This is a genomic window from Paenibacillus mobilis (assembly GCF_058267595.1).
In genome coordinates, this window is sequence record NZ_JBZCMS010000006.1 from 17,686 (window position 1) to 39,972 (window position 22,287).

Genomic DNA, 22,287 nt, shown 5'->3' on the forward strand with positions numbered 1-22,287 from the left:
GTACCGTCCTGCAGCAGCTTCTGACGCAAGGTTCCCTGGTGTACGGCACGTGGTGGACTATCCGGCCGTCAAGGAAAGGGCGCTGCATATCGATATCGGCCGGAAATTTTTCACCAAGGCATGGATCATGGACCGCATCAAGGAGCTTTCCTGGCTTACGAATGAAGAGGCCAAACGTTTTGTTCGGGATTTGATCGACGAGTATGCGGAACTATTTGCAGAAAGCCCTTATTTTCACATTAGCGGGGATGAATTTATCGATTCAAATGACCTACTGGACCAAGTGGCATAAAAATATGGCGACCGCGCAAACCTTTATCGATAAAGGGTATGAGCTCATCAATTTCAACGACGCTTATTTCTACTACGTATTGGGTGAACATGCCGGCTACAAATACCCGACCGGAGCAAAGATCTACGGGGACTGGCATCCGGGCCTGCTGCCGAAAATCAGCGATACGGAACCCCAGGAGTATGACAAGCCTTATCCGTCCAGCCTGGTCGGCTGCTCTTTCTCCGTCTGGAGCGACAAACCGGAGGCTCAAACCGAACAGCAGGTAGCCGAAGGCCTTCATGAGCCGCTGCGGGCAATGGCCGAAAAAGCCTGGAGCGCGGAAAAAGGTACGACAGCTACGAATCGTTTAAACGGCTCTTTAGCCTGATCGGCGGCATTTAACGTCGCTTCAAAGAAAAATAGGGCAGGGCAGTGGACGAACAGGCCGGTGGCGCAGATTTTGCGTCCCGGTCTATTTTTTGCGGGGAACAGCGCGGCTGATAAAATTTTAAATAAAAGCTAAAAGTGTGATTTATGTCACACCTATTGTGAAATATTTCACTTATAATAAAGCCATAAGAGATGATCATCAAACAAAAACAAAAAGCAATAAACAAAATCACAAATGGAGAGAAACCAAAAGGAGAGATTTATATGTTTAACAATTGGTTGAGAAACAACAAAGCGGCTATGTGGCTGTTGACGATCCTGCGGGTTTACCTGGGGTACCAATGGATGACGCACGGCATTGAAAAATTGACGGGCGGCTTTGACGCCGGCGGTTTCCTGCAGGGCGCGATCGCTAAAAGCACCGGCGAAAATCCAGCCGTGCAAGGCTGGTGGGCCGCTTTCCTGGAACATGCCGCGCTGCCGGGCGTCAACTTCTTCAACGTCCTGATCCCGCTTGGCGAACTCCTGGTAGGCTTGGGCCTAATCCTGGGCACCTTCACCACCTTCGCCGCTTTGATGGCCGTCGTGATGAACACCGCGTTCCTCTTCTCGGGTACCGTAAGCACGAACGCACAAATGCTGATTCTTGAAATCTTCCTTGTAGTCGCCGCTGCCAATGCCGGTAAAATCGGTCTGGACCGTTGGGTAATGCCTTACCTTCGCGGCCTGTTCAACCGGGAAAGAAACGAAGAACAGCCCGGGGCGCCAGCGCCAAGAAACATGAAACATACGGCCTGACCGAAACGCCGTATAAATAGCTGATCATAAGCCCAGCTTCAGGATATTCGCAAGGAGGCCCCCCCGTCCCGCGGATATCCTTTTTTCTTTTTAAGGATCCTGCTAAATTTTATTCAGGTTTAGAAGTGATTCCCATAAATAGGTCATTGTTTGCGGGAGATTAATGGTATATAATGAGTTCTCGTATTTCCCTTACAAATTAATAGCAAACCTCATCTGATCTTGATGAGGTAGAGGTCGCGGTTTGGAAGAGTACCGCCGGGGTAAGTTAGAAGCAGCTGAGGATCCCGGCAGGAAAGGGCAAACCGCCGAAGTGTGGTTCCCAAGCTTCAAAGGGGAGCGACGCTGGGGCTGTTTCCGAAAGGAGCAGAACTGTCACGGACGTTTTCGCCAAAAACGCCGTGTTGTGCTATCTTCATGAAGGTTTGAGGCAGATGATTTCTGATGATCCGAAGACCGCGCGAAATAGCTGCGGTCTTTTTCTGGTTCTTCCTGCATGAATTTAGGGGCATTCTATTCACCTAAAGGAGTGTATTTCAAGTGAACAAAATTCAATCCCCTTCAACCGGTCTGAAAGCCGGCCTGAAGGCCCGTCACATGACGATGATCGCTTTGGGCGGTTCGATCGGCACCGGGCTGTTCCTCGCCAGCGGCGGCGCGATTTCTTCCGCCGGTCCGGGCGGGGCCATCGTGGCTTATGCGGCTATCGGCTTTATGGTCTATTTCCTGATGACCAGCCTGGCGGAGCTGGCCTCCTACATGCCGGAATCGGGTTCGTTTGGCACGTATGCCGGCCGGTTCGTCGACCCGGCCCTCGGTTTTGCCCTGGGCTGGAATTATTGGTACAACTGGGCGATTACGATCGCCGCCGAGCTGTCGGCCGCGACCTTAATCATCAAATACTGGTTCCCCGGAAGCTCCTCGTTCCTGTGGAGCCTGCTGTTCCTGGCCGTGATTCTGGGGCTCAATATTTTATCCGTTAAGGGCTACGGCGAATCGGAGTATTGGTTTGCCATTATTAAAGTGGTAACGGTTATTATTTTCCTTGTGGTCGGTGTTCTGATGATCATCGGGATTTTGGGCGGAACATCCCCCGGCTTAGGCAATTTCACGATCGGAGATGCGCCGTTTAACGGAGGTTTCCTGGCTTTGCTCGGCGTGTTTATGGCCGCGGGTTTCTCCTTCCAGGGCACGGAGCTGATCGGCGTGGCCGCTGGCGAAAGCGACAACCCGGCGAAAAACGTGCCGAAGGCGGTACGGCAAATTTTCTGGCGGATCCTGATCTTTTATATCCTGGCGATTTTCGTCATCGGCATGCTGATTCCTTACACGAACCCCGATCTGTTGAAAGGGGATATCGGCAGCGTCGGCGCTAGTCCGTTTACGCTGGTCTTCAAAAAAGCCGGCCTGGCTTTTGCCGCATCGGTCATGAATGCCGTCATCCTGTCCTCCGTCTTGTCGGCGGGCAACTCGGGCATGTATGCTTCCTCCCGGGTGCTGTACGGGCTGGCCAAAGAAGGCAAAGCGCCGAAGCTGTTCTCAAGGGTCAATCGCCGGGGCATTCCGGTGTACGCCGTTTTGCTGACGGGCGCCGTGGGCATGCTGGCGTTCCTGGCATCCTTTTTCGGGGACGGGATTGTTTATACGTGGCTGCTCAACGCGTCCGGCATGTGCGGGTTCATTACGTGGCTGGGCATCGCGATCTGCCATTACCGGTTCCGCAAAGCTTATTTAGCCCAGGGGCGCAGCTTAAGCGACCTGCCTTACCGGGCCAAATGGTTTCCGTTCGGCCCGATTGTGGCTTTCCTGATTTGTGCCGTGGTGATCGTCGGTCAGAGCATGTCGGTCATCTCGGACGGCACCGTCGACTGGACGGGAATGGTCGCCTCTTATTTGAGCATTCCGCTTGTGCTGGCTTTGTGGCTGGGCTACAAATGGACGAAACGGACCAAGGTCATTCCCCTGACGGAGTGTGATCTGAACCCGGAATCCGGCAATGAATATAAAAGAGTATGAAAAATGATAAATCCCCTTCGGGCAGGCTGCAGCGTTCAGGCGCAAAAGCAGGCCCCGCAGGGGATTTTTTATGCTCGCCAAAGCTCAGCTGTTATTGAAACGCGTTCGGGGAAAAGCTTTGCGGTATTCGCTCGGCGTTACCCCGGCGAGCCGTTTAAACCATTTGGCAAACTGCTTGTCGTCCGGAATGCCGACTTTTACGGCGATTTCCTTCACATGTAAATGGCTGCCGGTCAGCAGCTCCTTGGCCGTTTCAAGCTTCATATGGTGAATGTAGCGGAGCAGCCCCGAGCCGAACCTCTGCTTGAACATCCGGGAAAGGTAGTCTTTGTTGTAGCCCGTTTGCAGCGCGATTTGCTCTACTGAGATGTCAGGGTCAAGCGCATGGATGCGGGTCCATTCCAGCAGCTTGGGAAGCCGGGGATCAAGTGCCGCAAGCCCGCTGGAATCCTGCAGCTGTTCGGCCAGCTCGATCAGGAGCGAGGTCAGAAAATAGTTCCCGGCGGCCCGGATCCGGTTTCCGCCGCTTGCGGCATGCAGCAGCTGCCTGGCCAGGATAAGGATTCGCCCGGGGTTCGGGCAGCTCGCATATTGCGGGATCTGACTATCCGGGCTCCCGCTGGCTGGCTTGGCCTCGTCCGGAATCAGAAAATGAAACCAATAAAAAGAAACCCCGGGCAGCGAAAGCCTGTAGCCGCGGTGCCTTACACCGGGCTCCAGAATAAGCATATCCCCGGCTTTAACCTCATACATAAGCCCGTCGGCTTCAAGGAAAACGACGCCTGACACCCCGATAATCAGCTCATAATCCTCTATGGTCCGTTCCATATGCGACCACTGCTCATCGGACACGAATTGTCCGCCCATGCGGAGCTGATAAGGTTTTTCCCAATACAGAGGAAACATGACAATCCTCCTTCAGTGCAGATAGAAGGTCATTTTTTGACACCTATTATACAGGAACCTCTACCGACAAGTTCGCTTTTTTTCTTTAGTATGGAGATATAAGGAACTTTGCCCGGGAGTTTATCGACGGAGGGGCCGCGCTTGATCCAGCTTGACCGGATAGAGCCGGATTGCCCCAGCTTGCCCCGCAGAGCGGTTCCTGCCCAATCCGAACGATGGAGCGTGATGTCATGAACAACGGATTAAAACGCGTAACAGCCGCTGCTGCCGGCCACCTAAGCCCCACTTTGGAGCTGCGGTCCGTCCAAATCAACGATCCTTACTGGACTCCTTATTTGGAGCTGGTCAGGAACACGGTGATTCCCTATCAATTGGAAGCGCTTAACGACCGGATTCCGGAAGCCGAACCGAGTTATGCGGTCGCCAATTTCCGAATTGCGGCGGGATTAGCGGAAGGCAAATTCGGGGGAATGGTTTTTCAGGACAGCGATCTGTACAAATGGCTGGAAGCCGTCGGTTATTCGCTGGCCGTCAAACCGGACGCCGGTCTGGAACGCGAGGCGGACGAACTGATTGATTTGATCGCTTCGGCCCAGCAGCCGGACGGGTATTTGAATACGTATTTTACGGTAGCCGAGCCGGGAGGGCGGTGGACCAATCTGACCGAATGCCATGAGCTGTATTGTGCGGGCCACCTGATCGAAGCCGCCGTCGCCTATTACCGGGGGACCGGCAAAACCAAACTGCTGCATGTGGCAAAACGGCTGGCCGATTGCATTGAAACCGTGTTTGGAACCGGGGAGGGACAAATCCGCGGTTATGACGGCCATCAGGAAATCGAGCTTGCGCTTGTGAAGCTTTATGAGGCGACAGGGGAAGACAGATATTTAAAGCTGAGTTTATATTTTATCGAGGAAAGAGGGCGGCAGCCGAGCTTTTTTCGCGAGGAATGGGAGCGGCGCGGCCGGACCTCGCATTGGGCTCCGGGCGCTGCCCGGCAGGATCCTCCGGACCTGGCTTACTTTCAGGCGCATAAGCCGGTGCGCGAGCAGGAAGCCGCGGTCGGTCATGCGGTCAGAGCGGTTTATATGTATACCGCCATGGCAGACCTGGCCGGGCATATCGGAGACGAAACCCTCCTGCAGGCCTGCCGCCGGTTATGGCGCAATACGGTCCATAAGCAGATGTACATTAACGGGAGCATCGGCTCGACGCATCATGGCGAAGCCTTTACGTTTGATTATGATCTGCCGAACGAAACGAATTACTCCGAAACCTGCGCTTCCATCGGCCTGATCCTGTTTGCCGGCCGCATGCTGAGACTGGAGATGAACAGCGAATATGCCGACGTGCTGGAGAGGGCTTTGTACAATACGGTAACGGCCGGGATCGCGCGGGACGGGAAACATTATTTTTACGTGAATCCGATGGAGGTGTGGCCCGAAGCCAGCGGCAAAAATCCGGGCAGACACCATGTGAAGCCGGTCCGGCAAAAATGGTACGGCTGCGCCTGCTGCCCGCCCAATATCACTCGCCTGCTGTCTTCCTTGGGCCAGTATATCTTTACGGCGGATAAAGATACGCTGTACACGCATCTCTACATCGGCAGCGAAACGCAGGCGGCATTTGCGGACGGCTCCAAAGCTGCTGTTAAGCTGGACAGCAGCCTGCCTTGGCAGGGAGACGCCAAGCTGACGGTCGGCAAGCGGGAAGGCAGCGGACGTTTCACTTTGGCGATGCGGGTGCCTTCCTGGTCCAAAGCCGCGGCGTTTACCTTAAACGGCAGCCCGGTAACGCCGGAAACCCGCGGAGGTTACGCCTGTTTGGAGCGGGATTGGCGGGAAGGAGACTGCTTTGCCGTCACTTTGGATATGCGGCCGCAGCGCCTTTACGCTCATCCTAAGGCGAGAGCGGCAGCCGGAAAAACAGCTTTGCAGAGAGGCCCCCTTGTGTATTGCTTCGAGGAAACCGACAACGGGTGTCTGCTGCCTGCGTTGAGCCTGCCGCGTGAAGCGGAAATTCGCGAGATTCCCGGCAGCGGGGAGTACCTGGAAGGTGCCGTTTTGCTCGAAGCGGACGGCTGGCGCCTGGAAACCGGGGAGGAAACCGACAACAAAGCCGATAACGAAACCAACAACGTAGTCCGGGATGCCTTGTATCGGTCCACCCCGGCTGCCGGCAGGCCGCATAAGCTGACCGCCGTGCCTTACACGCTTTGGGGCAACCGTACGCCGGGCGAAATGCTCGTTTGGATCCGGGAATAGGAAATTATGATTCCTTCGATAAGGAAAGCAGCACAAAACCAGAACACAAAACAGGAGCCGGAATAAGATCCGGCTCCTGTTTGCTGTCCTGCGTATTTTCGCTTCGGTTACGGTTTGCTCGAAATGACTTGATCAAGAAACTTGTCTGCATCACTATTAAACTTCCAGGAAACGCCGAACTGATCGACCAGCATTCCAAAACACGAAGACCAAGGCGTAGAGGATAACGGCATAATAACGAAACCGCCAACAGATAATTTGGAAAAGTAATTTTCCAGCGTCTGTTTATCCTCATTAACGATACTGATCAGGACATGATTGCCTTTAACCAACTCGCCCGTTACCCCCTTCATCGAAGGCAGAATATCCGACATCATGATTTTCCCGCCTGCAAATTCCACTGCAGACTCCATGATCATATCCAGCTCATTTTCCGGCAACGGGTAATTTGGATCCTGCGGGAAATCCCTAAATTTAACTTTTTTAACTTCTTTCGCATTCAAAGCCTCCGCATAAAAATCAATCGCTTGTTCTGCGACTCCATCCAAATTTAAATAAACAATCGCTGACATCAAGTAAAACCTCCTTCTTGTTATAAAGGTAGTATAATGAACAAGAGGTGACATACGCCTGTCATCATTTAAAAATAAAGTCCGAAGAAGAAGGGGAACTCTATGGAAAAGGTTGAGAGATTAATATCCATCATCATGATTTTGCTGAAAAAGGATGTGGTTTCAACCAGAGAATTCGCTCAATTATTTAACGTTAGCAAAAGAACGATTCTGCGCGATATGGAAACCTTGAGTTTATCAAACATCCCTGTTTATGCGGTAAACGGCGTTCATGGCGGGTACGGGATTATGGACGAATACAAGGTGGATAAACGCCTTTTAAGCAGCTCCGACTTGGAGAATATTTTAACGGCGCTCGGCGGATTGGAACAAATTCTATTTAGCGAAGATGTTGAAGTGACTATCAAAAAAATAGAAGCCATGGTGAACCCCTTGTCTCCAAAAGCTTCCATTCAACTGTCCTTTTATGATTGGGAGGGACGCTCTGAAATTCGGCAAACCTTAAAGAAGTGTCAAGAAGCCATATTGGCAAAAAGGTTCATTTCATTTGATTATATGGATAAAAACGGCGTGAGTACAAATAGAACGGTCGAGCCGTACCAGCTTCATTTTAGCGAGACGAGCTGGTATTTGAAAGGGTTCTGTTTACAGCGGATGAGATATAGAACATTTAAATTGTCCAGAATCGAAAATCTTCAAGTGGATGAAACAACCTTTAACCCTAGAGATTATTTGTTGGAACAAGCACAAGAAACTAGTTATCAACCGGAATTAGTCGTTATAAAAGCGTTGGTTTCGCTCAGCCAAAAAGATCAATTCATTGAAAGGTACGGCCGAAAAAGCATTGAAAACTATAGCTCCGGGCAATTTTTAGCCACCATCCGGGTTCCTAAAAACCATATCGGCTTTCAATTTCTGGCTGGCTTCGGAACCAATCTGGAAATCGTAGAGCCGAAAACCTACATTGAAGCATTTCGGGATTATTTAAATAAAATGGTGGAGAAGTATACCGGCCATAAAAAGGAACCGGAGAGCCAAGAAATTCAATAGAGTTATAGAGTGAGGAGAAGAGGCAGGAGAGGCAGGAGAGCATAAAAATAGCAGGCCGTTTGTCGCAAACAGCCTGCTATCCGAATCTTATCCGTTATTCGGCAAAAAGCTTTTGCCTAATGGGTTAAATAATCGCGGGCAAAGATCAGAAATACGCTGGTGGTCCAGGTATAGCCGTTATCCCTCAGCGGGTGTCCGTCCAAAGCGCTGTAGTTCTCCGCAAAGCCGGCGCGAACGCAGTTGTCGCAAAACGCGCGGGCATTTTCCCGCGCTTCCTGTTCGCGGCCGTTGATCCGCAACATTTCGGACAGGATATAGGCGAGCGGCGGCCAAACGGCGCCCCGCCAGTAGCCGTCCTCCACGAAATAAACGCTGTCCACGGCTTCGGAAGCAAAACCAAACGCGGTCTGGAAGCGCCCCGGCGAAAGCAGATCCTCCAGCATGCTGTGCCGCAGCCCTTCCGGCAGCCTTTCGCCAAGCAGCAGCGGGACGAACAGGAGCAGGCTGTTCGAGCCTGTTCGGATGTTTTCCGGCACTTTTAACGCCGTAAAACGATCTCCTTCCACCAAAACATCCAGCATGGCCGCCAGCAGGCTGTCCGCTTTCGCGTTCCATTCGTCTGCCTCGTCCGGCCTTCCGAGCCGGAGCGCCATACGTTTCAGGAAATCCATTTGCAGGATCAGCCAGGTGCAAAGATCGGGCGATTGGACCGGCACGCCGGCCGCAAACGCCGTTCCGTTATCCCAGCCGGAATCGTTCCCGTGGTGGTACAGCGGCAGGCCGTCTTCGCCGGTCCGGTAGTCAAGCCACCAGCGGGTCAGCCGGGACACCGAGCCATACAAGGTTTCCAGAACCTCCCGTGGAGGAACTGCAAATTCCAGCATGCGGTCCAATATGAATCCTTGAACCGGCGGTTTTACAAAGCCGCGGATCAGCTTCCGGGCATTAAAGCAGTCCGGATACGCCCCGTCTTCGTCCTGAACGTGCACCATCGCCAGAAACTGGTCATAAGCGAGCTGCTCCCAGCCCTGGCACATCGCCAGCGCGTTAAACGCATAATCCCAGCTCCAGATGAAATTCATATACGATTTGGTCATAAGCATGGCCGGGGCTTTGACATACCCTTCCGGCTCCACGACCGAAGACCAGTTGATGTACAAAGCCAGCTCGGCTGCTTTCCTGTAAACCTCGGGCAGCTTCGGCATCTGCCCCAAAAATTGCGAAAACGCTTGTTCTTTCGCTGCCCGATTATCCTCGTAAGGGAGGTATGGTTTGGGCCGGAAAGTCAAATCGAACCGCTGAACTTGAAAGTCGACGCGGCCGGTCTCATCCGGAACAATCCGCAGACGGATCGTGTCATCCCCGGTCCCTCGCGGACTCCACACGGACTCATTGACCGCCCGCCCGGCCCGGACAATCACCATGAGAGAGGAGGTATCCCCTGCCAGCTCCCATAGATCCTCCCGCCGGTACACGGCGCGGTTATATCCGCCGAGCTCCGCTTTCGTGAGCTGCACCCCGCAGTTGCCGGTAAAATGGACGTTGTCGGCATCCTGATAGCAGAAACGGAGCTGCCTTTCTCCGGCGTTTAGCATGCATTCGGCCGGTGTTCCGGTCGCTTCGTAAGGAAGCTCGGAACCCGATTCGTCTTCCAGGAGCAGCGGATACATGTCCTGCCGCTCGAATTCCCCATGCAAAATGCGGAGGCAGACCTTTTGGCCGAACGGGCTGTTTTTATCAAAAGGATAAGAAAAAGCCAGATAAGAGCCATAAGTACTGAACGACTGTTCGCGCAGATCAAACTTCATCGGCATCAGCCCTTCGGTTGGGCAGCTGCGGATACGGTATGCGTTTCTCCCTCGGCAACCCGAACGGTAACAGAGGAGAACGTTTCGCCAAGCAGCGTAGTTACGGTCTGGGCGGGAACCGCCTCGCCGTTATGGTATAAAACATCGGCTTTTCCGGGAAACGATGCCTTCCAAAGGAGCGTTTCCCCTTGCTCAAGGGTCAATTTCGTTGTTTCCTCTTTCAGGTGACGGACTTTGGCCGTGCGGCCCAGAACGGGCACCCCGCTCACTTCCGCCCATTCCAGCGAACCGTTCAGCTTCGGCAGCGTCGACAGCGTGCTGCCTCCGTCGCCGGAAATGCCCATCAAGCCGGTGACGACAGCGCCTACCGCGCAATAAGACACTTCCGGATATTCGCGGCGGTGCAGGTCAGGATCAACAAGCTCCTTCAGTTCGCGGAAAGCTTCACGGTTCATGCCGTAGCGGTAAAAAATATCCGGCAGATAGGTTTTTCCCTCTACGTTTTCTACAAGATTTACATTAACGTCTTGCAAAGACCGCCGCAGCTTGGCGGGATCTGTCACGACTCCAAAATAAAGCGGCAGAAAAGTGCCTTCAGCGTTGTATTGCGTCACAAACGAACGGTCCTGACGCATCGCGCCGCTGAAGCGGCCGTGCTCCTCGCTCCACCAGAGACGATCATATACTTGTTCCAGCTCGTGTGCCTTAGCGGCATAAAGTTGCTGCTCCTCTTCACGGCCCCGCAGTCCGGCCATCTTGGAATAGGCGTGGTAAGCCGCGATTTGGGTGCCGATCATATCTCCGCCCGCAAGCGGCTGGATGCCGGCTTCATTATAGGTAGCGAGGCCGCGGCGGCCGTATGCCGGATTGTAATCCAGAATGCCGTCTCCGTCTTTGTCCCACGTATTCGTATATTCCGTTAAGGTCAGTCGGAAAAATTCCCGAAGAACCGGATGGTCAAGGTAATCCTGGTCGCCCGTCCAGAGATACATCCGCCAGCAGGCATCGATGATATCGAAGTTGGCCGGCAGGTTATACCAGAAATCCTGGTCATTGTCGTAATCCTCTTTGGCGGGTTCGCCATCTTTGGTAATTTCCCAATAGGTGCACCAATCGCGCGAAGGCGAAATGTTTTCGGCGAAACGCAGCAGCATGTTTTTTGTGTGCGGCGTAAGGCCAAGCGCTGCCGCTCCGGCGCTGTGGTGCATGACGTCCCGGATGCAGAAGGCTCCGCGTCCGGGCAGGGCTGCTTCGTACCAAGGCCCGGCGGCGTCTTCGCCGAAATGGGCGTAAGCCAGAGCTTGGTTTTTCGCCCAAACGAAACCTTCATTCAGCTCGGCGTCCGATGATTGAAAAGCGATAACGCCGGCTTCTTTTTTCAACTTCAAAATGTCTGTCACTAAACTCCACTCCCTTGTCTGTAATTTAGCTCTCTTTAGAACCGGAGAAGGTCAAACCTTCCATAAATGCTTTTTGGGCGGTGAAGAACAAAACGATACATGGCAATGTAATCACTACAGCTGCTGCCATCAGCAGGTTGGTGGCTGTCGAATAGGTGCCCTGGAATCCGGCCAGCCCGAGCGTCAGCGTTTTCCATTTATCGCTGTTGACATAAATCAGCGGCCCCATAAAGTTGTTCCAGGAGCCCATGAACACCATAACGCCTACAGCCATAAGCGCCGGTTTGGACAAAGGCAGAAAGATGGTGCGCCAAATCTTGAAATAACCGCTGCCGTCAATGATCGCCGCCTCTTCAAGCCCGACCGGAAGCCGGGAATAAAATTGCCGGAACAGAAAAATGTAAAACGGCGAGGCGAAAAAGGTCGGAACAATAAGCGGGTACAGCGAATCGAGCATCCCCAGCTTTTTGAACAGGATAAACTGCGGAATCATCGTAACCTCGCCGGGAAGCAGCATAGTCGACAGCACCAGCACAAACAGCAGACCGCTGCCTTTTACCTTCATGCGGGCAAACGCATATCCGACCAGCGAACAGGAGAATACCGTGCCGATAATCGGCAGTACGGTGGTGATAATGGAATTGACCAGATAACGGCCAAAAGGGAAGGAGGACAACGCTTTGGAATAGTTATCCCAGCGCCAGTTCTGAGGCCACACGTTCATGCCGGATTTCGCGATTTCCTCCAGACTGCGCAAAGACGCTGCGATCATCCAGATAAACGGATACAAAAAAGCGACGCTCCCGGCGATCAGAATGAGATAGGCCAAAATACGCTTGACGGTGGTACTACGCTTTTTGCTTGCGAACACGACGTTTCCTCCCCCCAACTTCATTTTCGTAATAAACCCATAACGCGCTGCTGCGGAAGACCAATGCCGTAAAGATCAGGATGATGACGAACAGCACCCAGGCAAGCGCGGAGCCGTAGCCCATTTTGAACCACATAAAGGCGTTTTGGTATAAATAATAAGCGTAAAAAAGCAAAGAATTATCTGGCCCGCCGGCCGTCAGGAAACCCTGCGTAAACGTCTGGAACGCGCCGATCATGCTGGTCACCGTATTAAAGAACAAAATAGGGGAGATTTGCGGCAGCGTAACGTTCCAAAATTTGCGCCAGGCGGTGGCGCCGTCGATATCCGCTTGTTCGTAAAGGCTCTGCGGAATATCCGTCAAGCCGGCCAGGTAAATAATCATATTTCCGCCGACCGTCCACAAGCTCATGATGATAATTGCCGGCATGGCCCAGGAAGGGCTCGTCAGCCAGCCCGGCCCCTCAATGCCGAATACTCTCAGCACCGAATTGATCAGACCTACGTTTGGATTGAAAATCCAGATAAACAGCACGACCTGCGCAACCCCCTGCACCAGGGTAGGCATATAATAGATGGTCCGGAACAGATAGATCGTCCGCAGCTTCAGATTCATCAGCAGGGCGATCAGCAGGGACAAAGCCACCTGCAGCGGCACGCTGACCAGCGTGTAGTAAAAAGTGACGCCGAGCGATTTGTAAAAGATGCTGTCCTTAAACAACATCCGGTAGTTATCGGTCCCTATCCACTCCGGCGGGTTGACGACCTCCCATTGCGTAAAGCTGATATAAAGCGAAAAAATCATCGGTCCGAGCGTAAACAGAAGGAAACCTACGACCCACACCGACACAAACATATAAAAGCTGGCGGTTTTGGTCCGCATCACTTTTTTCTTGACTAAAAAACGCGTAACCGCAAACAGAACCGCGTACAGGATGATGATCAGGGTCAGAAAGGGGAGAAGCGGCAGCAGAACTGCCGGCATCCCCATGTTTTCATAAAACCGGTAAAGTGTTTCAATTAATCCGTTCATAGGCCGCTCCTGTCTTTATTGTTGTAGGATTTTGTTGATCTTCTCGGCCACCTGCGGGAAAACTACCTTGACGTCCTGCTTGCCGATGCCGATCGGCGTCTGATCGTCAATGGCTTTCAGTTCGTTGTTGATTTCGTTCGTGCGTTTTTGCGCTTCCTGGATATGTTGATTTTCTGCGGCATAAACAAACGCGTTCAGGTTTTTATCCGGAAAGATTTGCTCAAAAGCATCCATGGCGCTTGCGAGCACGGGTACGCCGTAAGCGCTTTTATCTCCGCCAATAATCTTTTGGGCCTCTTCATTTTGCGTCAGGTAGGTGATGAAGGCTTTGGCCGCATCCGGATTTTTGCTGTCCTTGCTCAGTGCCAGACCATCGACCTCTTTGGAGCCGCCGTTGCCCGGGAAGGGAACCAGATCCCAGTCAAAACCTTCGGTTTCGGCCATTTGAGGAATGCTCCAAGGACCAAAGTCGGTATACATGCCGATTCGGCCGGAGAGGAACCAGTTCATCATGTCCTGTCCCTGTTTTTCGTTATCGCTTGGCACGGTGCCGGCCTGTTTCGTGGAAACGATATATTCCCCGGCTTTAATGGCTTCCGGCGAATCCAGCATGGATTTGCTCAAATCATCGGAATAATATTGGCCGCCAAAGGCGTAAATCCAGTTGCCGATCCAGAGCGGTTCGGAGCCGTAAATTTTGGAGGAGCCTTCGCCGCTGGTAATTTTTTTGGAGATTTCATCAAACTGATCCGTCGTCATCGGTTCGGTTTTGCTTGGAAGGGGAATGTTGTTCTTTTTGAACAGATCCGTATTGATCGCCATCACCTTCGGTTTGATGATAAATGGCGCGGCATAAGTTTTGCCGTCAATGGACATCGCATCAACGAGGGACTGGGAGCTGAACACGGAAGGATCGATTTGCAGCTCTTGGAAAGCGCTTGCAAATCCAGGTAAATCTCCTCCGGAGACCAAGATAACATCCGGTGTTGTGCCGCCTGCAATCATCGTTTGAAGTTTAGTCAGATAATCCTGCTGAATCCACTGGCTTTCCACTTTGATGCCCGGATTGTGGCTTTGAAAATTATCAATAACCTGCTTGATGGCATCGGCTTCCGTCTGGGCTCCCCAGAAGGCAAATGTGATGTTCCCTTTTGGGCCTGCCCCTGCGCCGCCAGCACCACTTTGATTACTGGCATTTGCATTGCCGGCTGCATCGTTCGAAGCATTGTTCGAGCCGCTGCCGCATGCCGTCAAACCCCATACAACGAGTAAAGACAAAACCAGGATAGACCATTTTCTCATATATAATCTCCCCCTAATGGTAGATATACGGCTGTCGTGACAACAGCCGCTCTATCGGTTGCAAGCCGCTCATTGCTTATGCGCTGTCCGTCGATTTCAGCTTTTGCTCCGCCCCGCAGCTGCTTCTGACGATCAGCCTGGAAGGAAGCACGACCTTAAGCGGCACTTCTCTGCCGTTCATTCGTTCGAGCAGCATTCGGACTGCAGTTTGACCCATTTGTTCGGTATAGATTTTGACCGTCGTAAGCGGCGGATCGGTATAAGCGGCCATTTCAATATCGTCGATGCCCACGAGCGCAATGTCCTTCGGCACTTTCAGGCCCGCTTCTTTAAGCGCCCGTCCGGCGGCAATCGCCATGGGATCGGAGCCGATGAGAAACGCTTCAGGCAAGCTGCGTCCTTCGATCGCTTCTTTCATCAGCCGGTATCCGGTGGACATGGAAAAATCGTTGCCGATATGAACATGCTCCGGAGCATAAAGGCCTTTCTGCTTCATATAAGCCTCGAAGCTGGCCTGCCGCTGATCTACCGAATCAAACCCTGTATTGGAACCAAAACGGTTGATGAAATCCCGGGAGCTGATCAAGCCGATTTTGGTATAACCCAATTCGAGCAAATGGTCGAGCGCCATCGTCGTCACTTTGTTGAAGTCCACTATGACCGAGTCAAACCGGTTTTCGTCCGGGCTATAATCGACAAACACGACATTTTGAATCCGGTTGAAAAATAAATTGTACGGATCAAATTCGAATTTCCCGATTACAATCAGGCCGTCAAGTCCGGAAAGGCTTTCATAAGACTCGTGGTTAACCCAGCGGATCGTGCGGGTAATCAGAAGGCCGAGCTGATTGAATTCTTTTTCAATTTGCAGGCGAATGGATAAATAATACGGGTCTTCGGCCTCGAATTGTTCGGAACAAAACGTAACCAGCCCGATTTTATAATCTTTTAATTGTGCCGCTTTCCCCGCTGCCGACCGCCGCTGAACCATTTTGTATTTCAGCTCTTCTGCGGCCGAAAGGATTTTCTTGCGCGTTTCTTCTTGAACCGATAGGGACGGATCTCCGTTCAGCACCCGGGATACCGTTGACGGAGACACGCCAGCCAAACTGGCTACGTCACGAATTGTTGCCAAAACCAATCACCTTTTTTCACTTCATATTTTGGGAAACATCCCTCGCAATCATTGTATATTTTAGGTACTAAAATGGCAATGAGATTCGCTTTTGTTTAGTAAACATTAGCGAACTTGTTTCCGTGTTCAATATAACAAAGAATCATTATTTTGACAATATCTTTTTAGAGATCGCTTTCATAATCCAATAACCTGATTTAATTGGAATTCGGATCCAAAAACTACCCGAATTAAGATTTTTGTTTACTGTATGTTTCGTAAACTATATACTGAATCAAGAGATGTTATTCCCAAAAACTTTTACTTAATTGCAGGAGGTATTATGAAAAGTTTTATCAAAACTTTCGTACCGGAATTATCCGTAACGACTGATGGCAGCGGATTTGAAATGGAGGTAACCCGCGAGCAGCCGGAGGACCATGTCGTTTTGTTTCATATCCGAATCAGCGCAAAAGGAGGGCCGGCGCACCCGCCGGTTTGCCGGATCGAATGGTCTCAGCCGTCCGTGGATATCCACTCTCTGTGGCATCCGGGAACGGATCGGAACAAAGCGTTCCAGATCGATTGGGGGGAAGGGTTTCATTCCCGGATCACGTCGCTTGCCCCGGTGGCCTCCATGTTTAATTTGAATGGCCAAAACCGGATGACCTTCGCTTTTTCCGATGCGCTGAATCATTTGACGCTCAAGGCCGGACTGCATGAGGAGGATTCTTCCTTTCTCTGCTCCATTACCTTATTTGAAGAACCGATGCCGCAGATCGAGGTATATGAAGGCACACTGCGCATCGACTACCGGGATATCCCTTATTACGAAGCGCTCAAAAGCACGTCCGACTGGTGGGAAACGCTGCCCGGATTCAAGCCTGCACCGGTGCCTGAAGTAGCTCTGAGTCCTATGTATTCCACCTGGTACTCCTTCCATCAGGAGCTGACCGCCGCTGAACTGGAACGGCAGGCCGGGCTGGCCAAGAAAATCGGCTGCGACAGCATTATCGTTGATGACGGCTGGCAAACGCTGGATAACAGCCGGGGATATGCCTATACAGGCGACTGGGAGGTCTGCGGCTCAAAAATCCCTGATATGAAAGCCCACGTCAAGGAGATCCACCGGCTGGGATTAAAATACATGCTTTGGTATTCCGTGCCTTTCGCCGGTATCCACAGCCAGATTTGGCCTCGCTTCAAGGACATGCTGCTGCTGTACGAGGATAAGCTGAACGCCGGCGTGCTCGATCCCCGTTATCCCGAAGTCAGGGAATATTTGATCGGCGTTTACGAGCAGGCTGTCCGCGAATGGGATATCGACGGATTGAAGCTGGATTTTGTCGACAGCTTCAGAATCAGCCGCGAGCTTCAACAAACCGGTCTTCGGCAAGGCCAGGATTACCATTCGGTGCCTGAGGCGGTCGACCGTCTGTTGACCGATGTCATGGTCAGGCTGCGGGCGATTAAGCCCGATATTCTGATCGAATTCCGCCAAACCTATATCGGACCGCTGATGCGCAAATACGGCAACATGTTCAGAGCCAGCGACTGCCCGAACGATTTTATACAGAACCGGGTCCGGACGCTCGATTTGCGGCTGCTTTCCGGAGACACGGCCGTCCATTCGGATATGATCATGTTCAACCACGGTGAAACTCCCGAAAATGCCGCTATGCAGCTGATCAACGTTCTGTTCTCGGTGCCGCAGATTTCCGTCCGGCTGGATGAAATCAGCTCCGATCAGCTGGAGATGCTGCGTTTCTGGCTTGCTTTTTGCACCGAGTATCGCGAAGTGCTGCTGCAGGGAGAACTCGCTCCGTTATTGCCCGAACTGCTGTACCCGGTCGTTACGGCACATAAGAACGATCGCCGGATTATCGCTTTGTACACCCGGATGGTTGCCGAGGTAAAAGAAGGGTTTCGGGAGCTGGTTATCGTCAACGGAACGGCAACCGGAAACGTAGTGATCAAGCCGTCCCTTGCCCCGGCAGCCTATGAAATGGAAATTAAGGACTGCCGCGGACGAACCCTGAGCCTAAGCACCATAGAGATCGGGGATAAGCTGATAGAAGCGGCGGTTCCCAAATCCGGAATAGTCCGATTTACCCATAAACCTGCGGGGCAAATTTAAGGGAACTGCAGGAGTCGTGATTGTGATCGAAGCCGCCGGCCTGCTTTATTTGCTGGCGGCTTTGGCCGCCGCGACTGCGCGGCCGGCATCGTTTCAATTCAATCGAATCATAGAGTAAATGAAGAAAAGGCGATTTTTCCACTTTATAACCGGTGGTCAAATCTCCTTTTTATTGATTTTATTTACTTTTACTGGTGGTATCGTCATCAAATGACCGGCTAAATAAACAGTAAAAAATAGGGAAAAAATCAATTGGTTTTACACTTAATTAACAAATGGATAGTTTCGATACGAGTGATGCCCGGTCATAGGATAACAAGAGAAATAAACCGATATACCAATAAAAACAGCCCGATATCTTTAGTATTCCAGGCTCTTATTTAAATTACATACCGTGTGAGTTAAGGGATAAACCTGATTGCAAACTTGTTTTATAAAGATAAAATCTATGGATGCTTAGATTCCGTTAACACAAAGTTAATTTTAATTTTACCATTCATGAATTGAACCCCCCCTCCTTAAAACGTATCATGACCTATTGAAAATCATCATCAATTAGGAGGGAAAGTGATTTGAAAAGGAGTAGCAGGCTGACAAGCCAAATCCTGGCGGGAATATTGCTGGTGACCTCGCTGTTTTCTTCGGGCTCAGGGCAATTGTACAAGCCGGTTGCAGCAGAAGCTGCCGAAACCGCCGAAGCTGCCGAAACGTCGGGAACGAATGTTTTTGCAGGCCCGGGTGTAACCGCGACGGCCAGCAGTTACCGGTCCGCGGATGAAACGCCGGAAAAGGCGATTGACGGCAAAATGAACGAAGGAAATTGGGTTTCCCAAGGTCAAGGCGATTTGCCGGACCCGGAAAATCCCGACTGGTTGGAAATCGATGTCGGAGCAGCAGCAACGGTTGACCGTTTTGTTATTGCTCACGCAGGAGCAGCGGGTGTCTCCCCCACATCGGATACCCGGGCTTTTACGATTGAGACCAGCGAAGACGATGAGAATTGGACGCCTGTCGTGACGGTAACGGACAATACCTATGCTATTAGCACGCATAACTTGGAAGTCCCCGTTACGGCCAGATATTTTAAGCTGAACATTCAAAATCCCGGAGAAGCGGATGCGGACACCGGATTGTATGCCTCTAATATTTACGAGTTTCAAGCCTTTGGAGCCCTGGCCGAAGAAGCCGGCGATGAAGAACCGGGCGATGAAACACCGGCTAGCATTACGCTAAATAAAGAAACTTTGGAGCTTGGCGTCGGAGAGACGGAACAGCTGACCGCCAATATAACACGTGATATATCTGGAGACCCAGTCCCTTATACCTGGTCCTCCGATGATCCGGGCATCGCAACGGTTAGCGACAGCGGCCTGGTGACTGGAGTGAAGCCGGGAACTACCGGAATTACGGCAACGACGGAAGACGGATTAAAAGCTTCCGCTCTTGTTACGGTTACGGAGGGACAACTTGCACCAAGCGACCAGCCTAATGGGCTTCTTGGCGAGTACTACGCCGGAGCCAGCGATTTTGGCTTCGGCAATTACAAAGCGACCCTTATTGATCCGCAGATTAACTTTACGGATCTGAATCCTATTCTTAAAACATGGACAGGCAGCGAGGATCATGCCAATGTCCGCTGGACAGGCCGGATTATGCCGCCCGAGGATGGGGATTACACCTTTTACATGACAGGGGATAACGGGTTCCGCTTGTGGATGAATGACGAGCTTGTCATAGACCACTGGGCGAATGATTGGGACCTGGAACAAGCCAGCGTTCCGATTACCCTGCAAGGCGGAGAAAAATACAATTTTAAAGTTGAATATTTTGAGGATTTTGGCGGTTCCCATTTGTATTTGCGCTGGTCAACCCCAAATCTTGCTAAGGAAATCGTACCAAGCAACGCCTTTTTCCTTCCGCAAAGCTACAGCGGGCCTGTTTCGGGCAATGTTGCGGCAGACGGCTTGACGGTCTCGCTTAACCTGATGGCTGATCTTGGCACTCTGCCGGACGGGCTTGCACAACACTTTACGGCCAAAATCGGCGATCGTGAAGCGGACATCCAAAGTGCCGAGCTTGGCGGATCCCCTTCCGTGCTGAAACTTAAACTGGAAGAACCCGTCGTATCCAAGGAAGTCATTAACATCAGTTATGACGGGCAGGCTGATTTGGCATTTTCCGAAGGCGGGAAAGTGGGAAGCTTTACTTTCAGCCCGGTGAATCATTATGTGAATTACTCGCCGATTGCGATTGCCATGTCTTTGTTTGGCAGCCCGCAAACAAACCGTTCTTTTGCCTGGTATACCTCTTACGAAATGCCGGACAGCGCGCCTGCCAACATTCTGGACAGCATTGTAGAGGTTGTTCCGGCAAATCAGGATTTTGATTCTGCTGCAGTAAAACGTTTCGAGGGCGACCCTGCCGATACGCGGGTTTTGCCAAATCTCAAAATCACCGATTCAACTACCGGCTCTTTTATCAGTCATAAAGCTATGGCCACCGGCCTGACGCCAGGAACGGCTTATAAATACCGGGTCGGCAGCGATGGTAGCTGGAGCCAGACGGGCACTTTTACAACGGAAGCCGAAGGGGAAAATAAGTATGAATTTCTCTATATGACGGACTCTCAAGGCTCCAATACAGATGACTATTCGGTTTGGGCAAACACTTTGAAAAACGGGTTGGAAGATTTTCCGGATGCCAAATTCCTGCTTATGACGGGAGACCAGGTGGATGCGGGCTCCTTGGAATCCCAGTGGCTCGATTATTTCGGCCAGCCGCAGGACATGCTCATGAATCTTCCGGTTATGGCAGCCGTGGGCAACCATGAAGGTCCCTACAACGACAACTATTATTACCATTTCAACTATCCGAACGACTCCATTCCTGACCCGCTGCCTCCGGGAAGTGTTTATTCCTTTGATTACGGTGAAGCCCATATTATGGTCCTGAATACGATGGATATTGGCTGGGACGAGCGCCAGAAAAAGTCCTTTGACGAGGAAATCAAATGGCTTAAACGCGAGGTTGCGGAGACGGATAAGAAATGGAAAATTGTCGCTTTCCATAAAGCGATCTATTCCGTGGGCAACCATGCGTTGGACAGCGACATCTTGGCGCTAAGACAAACGCTTTATCCGGTATTTGACGAATTGGGCATCGACGTAGTTCTTCAAGGACACGATCATACGTTTATGAGATCTTACCAAATGTACAATGACCAACGGGTTCAAGACATCGAAACTGACGTGAAAGGCAATGTGATTGAACCGGGCGGTACCCTATACATGATCAACAACTCGGCGGCAACTAAGTTCTATGACCTGAAGGAAGGAGTTAACCGGTATTATACGGATGTGTTCGAACAGCCGCGGGTAGCCATTTATTCCGGCGTTCAAATGACTGAAGACAGCTTTACTATCGATTCTTATAAATCCGGCGAAGACTCCCCTTTCGATACTTATTCCATTGTCAGGAACGACAACAAACCTAATCCGGTTGAAAAATTGTCCGTTAAGAAGACGGAAGAACGGAAAACGGTTCTTACCTGGACGAAACCTGCGGATGTCAGCACGGATGATGTGATCCGGGGTTTCCGGATTTACGAGGTTAACGGCAAGCTGGGCAAAAACTGGAGTGTTTACGTTCCGGCCGTACAAGGAAAAACGGAGTATGAATATACGGTGGAAGGTGCCGATCCAGGCATCAGCTACGAGTTTGCGGTCCGTTCCGTAGATAAACGGGATAATTCCGATATCAAAACAGCCGTTTCGCTTGGCAATACGCCTCCGGCACCGACAGATCCGATTGTTGACGATGCGCACAATACGTTCGGCTGGACGCTTGTGCCAGGATATGACGAACTGTCCGATTACGAATACAGTTTGGACAGCGGCGAAACCTGGGAGAACGTAACCGCGAATCCGCTGCCTGTAGGGGATCAAGATTATCCTTCGGGAACTGTAAGGGTACGCGTAAAAGCAGACGGGAACTTAGGCACGGTTGCCGGAATGCCTCTTGCATCCGACAAGCCGTTTACCGTGAACGGTACGCGGGATACTTTTTTCCTTGGAGGTACAGTGAAACGGGAAGAGGGTCAGCTTCAGGTTGACCTCGCCTACGAACGGCTGGCCGAATACAGCGGCGAAGCTTATGCCATTTTTGAGCTGCTTGATGGAAATAAGCCGGTGTTGATTAACGCCATTCCGCTGAAGGAAGACGAAAATCAAATTTCTCAATATTTTAATGTCAGCGGACAAAATTACAGCGTCAAAGTTTTTGTATTCGATTCGTTTGACAGCACTCTTAATGTGCCGCTCCAGTTGGCGCAGCCGGTTGTGCTTAAGTAATCG

At 51.5% G+C, this 22,287-nt stretch carries 16 protein-coding genes and 1 riboswitch; of the genes, 8 read left to right on the forward strand and 8 right to left on the reverse strand.

The features are described 5' to 3' along the window. The first annotated feature begins 49 nt into the window (after positions 1-49). From AC3ZPD_RS12550 to AC3ZPD_RS12565, 4 genes are all read left to right on the forward strand, one after another. Complete coding sequence (locus tag AC3ZPD_RS12550) at positions 50-292, forward strand: hypothetical protein (protein WP_490984632.1); 243 nt, start codon at positions 50-52, stop codon at positions 290-292. Positions 293-296: 4 nt separating this feature from the next. Continuing rightward, complete coding sequence (locus AC3ZPD_RS12555) at positions 297-662, forward strand: hypothetical protein (RefSeq protein WP_490984633.1); 366 nt, start codon at positions 297-299, stop codon at positions 660-662. 266 nt (positions 663-928) lie between these two features. Next, entirely contained in the window at positions 929-1,462 is a 534-nt protein-coding gene (locus tag AC3ZPD_RS12560) for a DoxX family membrane protein (protein WP_490984634.1), read from the forward strand. Between the two features lie 223 nt (positions 1,463-1,685). Then, a riboswitch (Lysine riboswitch) is annotated at positions 1,686-1,882 on the forward strand. A gap of 177 nt (positions 1,883-2,059) precedes the next feature. Next, positions 2,060-3,478 carry an amino acid permease gene (locus AC3ZPD_RS12565; RefSeq protein ID WP_490984881.1) on the forward strand — a complete coding sequence of 473 codons (1,419 nt, stop codon included), beginning with the start codon at positions 2,060-2,062 and terminating at the stop codon, positions 3,476-3,478. An 84-nt stretch (positions 3,479-3,562) separates the two neighbouring features. Here AC3ZPD_RS12565 and AC3ZPD_RS12570 read toward each other — a convergent pair whose 3' ends face one another. Further along, positions 3,563-4,384 (reverse strand): AraC family transcriptional regulator, encoded by an 822-nt coding sequence (locus AC3ZPD_RS12570; protein WP_490984635.1) that lies wholly within the window; start codon positions 4,382-4,384, stop codon positions 3,563-3,565. 230 nt (positions 4,385-4,614) lie between these two features. On the opposite strand from AC3ZPD_RS12570, the gene AC3ZPD_RS12575 reads away from it, so the two are divergent. After that, complete coding sequence (locus AC3ZPD_RS12575) at positions 4,615-6,648, forward strand: glycoside hydrolase family 127 protein (protein WP_490984636.1); 2,034 nt, start codon at positions 4,615-4,617, stop codon at positions 6,646-6,648. 107 nt (positions 6,649-6,755) lie between these two features. On the opposite strand, the gene AC3ZPD_RS12580 is transcribed toward AC3ZPD_RS12575, so the two are convergent. Further along, complete coding sequence (locus tag AC3ZPD_RS12580; RefSeq protein WP_490984637.1) at positions 6,756-7,220, reverse strand: VOC family protein; 465 nt, start codon at positions 7,218-7,220, stop codon at positions 6,756-6,758. Positions 7,221-7,322: 102 nt separating this feature from the next. On the opposite strand from AC3ZPD_RS12580, the gene AC3ZPD_RS12585 reads away from it, so the two are divergent. Next, positions 7,323-8,270 carry a helix-turn-helix transcriptional regulator gene (locus AC3ZPD_RS12585; protein ID WP_490984638.1) on the forward strand — a complete coding sequence of 316 codons (948 nt, stop codon included), beginning with the start codon at positions 7,323-7,325 and terminating at the stop codon, positions 8,268-8,270. A gap of 116 nt (positions 8,271-8,386) precedes the next feature. Here AC3ZPD_RS12585 and AC3ZPD_RS12590 read toward each other — a convergent pair whose 3' ends face one another. From AC3ZPD_RS12590 to AC3ZPD_RS12615, 6 genes are all read right to left on the reverse strand, one after another. Beyond that, the gene (locus tag AC3ZPD_RS12590) at positions 8,387-10,078 is read right to left on the reverse strand and encodes an MGH1-like glycoside hydrolase domain-containing protein (RefSeq protein WP_490984639.1); all 1,692 of its coding nucleotides are present in this window, start codon (positions 10,076-10,078) and stop codon (positions 8,387-8,389) included. 5 nt (positions 10,079-10,083) lie between these two features. Continuing rightward, positions 10,084-11,478, reverse strand: coding sequence for an alpha-L-rhamnosidase-related protein (locus AC3ZPD_RS12595; RefSeq protein ID WP_490984640.1), 1,395 nt, complete (start codon positions 11,476-11,478; stop codon positions 10,084-10,086). Positions 11,479-11,503: 25 nt separating this feature from the next. Beyond that, complete coding sequence (locus AC3ZPD_RS12600) at positions 11,504-12,349, reverse strand: carbohydrate ABC transporter permease (RefSeq protein ID WP_157739490.1); 846 nt, start codon at positions 12,347-12,349, stop codon at positions 11,504-11,506. After that, positions 12,327-13,382, reverse strand: a complete 1,056-nt coding sequence (locus AC3ZPD_RS12605) for a carbohydrate ABC transporter permease (RefSeq protein ID WP_490984641.1) — start codon at positions 13,380-13,382, stop codon at positions 12,327-12,329. The genes AC3ZPD_RS12600 and AC3ZPD_RS12605 overlap by 23 nt, the downstream gene beginning before the upstream one ends. A 15-nt stretch (positions 13,383-13,397) precedes the next feature. Further along, positions 13,398-14,684: an ABC transporter substrate-binding protein gene (locus tag AC3ZPD_RS12610; protein WP_490984642.1), complete on the reverse strand. Its 1,287-nt coding sequence runs from the start codon at positions 14,682-14,684 to the stop codon at positions 13,398-13,400. A 76-nt stretch (positions 14,685-14,760) separates the two neighbouring features. Next, positions 14,761-15,819, reverse strand: coding sequence for a LacI family DNA-binding transcriptional regulator (locus AC3ZPD_RS12615; RefSeq protein WP_490984643.1), 1,059 nt, complete (start codon positions 15,817-15,819; stop codon positions 14,761-14,763). A gap of 322 nt (positions 15,820-16,141) precedes the next feature. Between AC3ZPD_RS12615 and AC3ZPD_RS12620 the strand changes: the two genes are divergently transcribed. Both AC3ZPD_RS12620 and AC3ZPD_RS12625 read left to right on the forward strand, forming a co-directional pair. Further along, entirely contained in the window at positions 16,142-17,935 is a 1,794-nt protein-coding gene (locus tag AC3ZPD_RS12620) for a glycoside hydrolase family 36 protein (protein WP_490984644.1), read from the forward strand. 572 nt (positions 17,936-18,507) lie between these two features. Then, positions 18,508-22,284, forward strand: coding sequence for a PA14 domain-containing protein (locus tag AC3ZPD_RS12625; RefSeq protein ID WP_490984645.1), 3,777 nt, complete (start codon positions 18,508-18,510; stop codon positions 22,282-22,284). Positions 22,285-22,287 lie beyond the last annotated feature (3 nt).

Bases quoted from the DNA above. Each gene is read 5' to 3' on its own strand.
- AC3ZPD_RS12555 (WP_490984633.1), top strand. From the start codon at position 297: ATGGCGACCGCGCAAACCTTTATCGATAAAGGGTATGAGCTCATCAAT.
- AC3ZPD_RS12560 (WP_490984634.1), top strand. From the start codon at position 929: ATGTTTAACAATTGGTTGAGAAACAACAAAGCGGCTATGTGGCTGTTG.
- AC3ZPD_RS12565 (WP_490984881.1), top strand. From the start codon at position 2,060: ATGACGATGATCGCTTTGGGCGGTTCGATCGGCACCGGGCTGTTCCTC.
- AC3ZPD_RS12570 (WP_490984635.1), bottom strand. From the start codon at position 4,384: ATGTTTCCTCTGTATTGGGAAAAACCTTATCAGCTCCGCATGGGCGGA.
- AC3ZPD_RS12575 (WP_490984636.1), top strand. From the start codon at position 4,615: ATGAACAACGGATTAAAACGCGTAACAGCCGCTGCTGCCGGCCACCTA.
- AC3ZPD_RS12580 (WP_490984637.1), bottom strand. From the start codon at position 7,220: ATGTCAGCGATTGTTTATTTAAATTTGGATGGAGTCGCAGAACAAGCG.
- AC3ZPD_RS12585 (WP_490984638.1), top strand. From the start codon at position 7,323: ATGGAAAAGGTTGAGAGATTAATATCCATCATCATGATTTTGCTGAAA.
- AC3ZPD_RS12590 (WP_490984639.1), bottom strand. From the start codon at position 10,078: ATGAAGTTTGATCTGCGCGAACAGTCGTTCAGTACTTATGGCTCTTAT.
- AC3ZPD_RS12605 (WP_490984641.1), bottom strand. From the start codon at position 13,382: ATGAACGGATTAATTGAAACACTTTACCGGTTTTATGAAAACATGGGG.
- AC3ZPD_RS12610 (WP_490984642.1), bottom strand. From the start codon at position 14,684: ATGAGAAAATGGTCTATCCTGGTTTTGTCTTTACTCGTTGTATGGGGT.
- AC3ZPD_RS12620 (WP_490984644.1), top strand. From the start codon at position 16,142: ATGAAAAGTTTTATCAAAACTTTCGTACCGGAATTATCCGTAACGACT.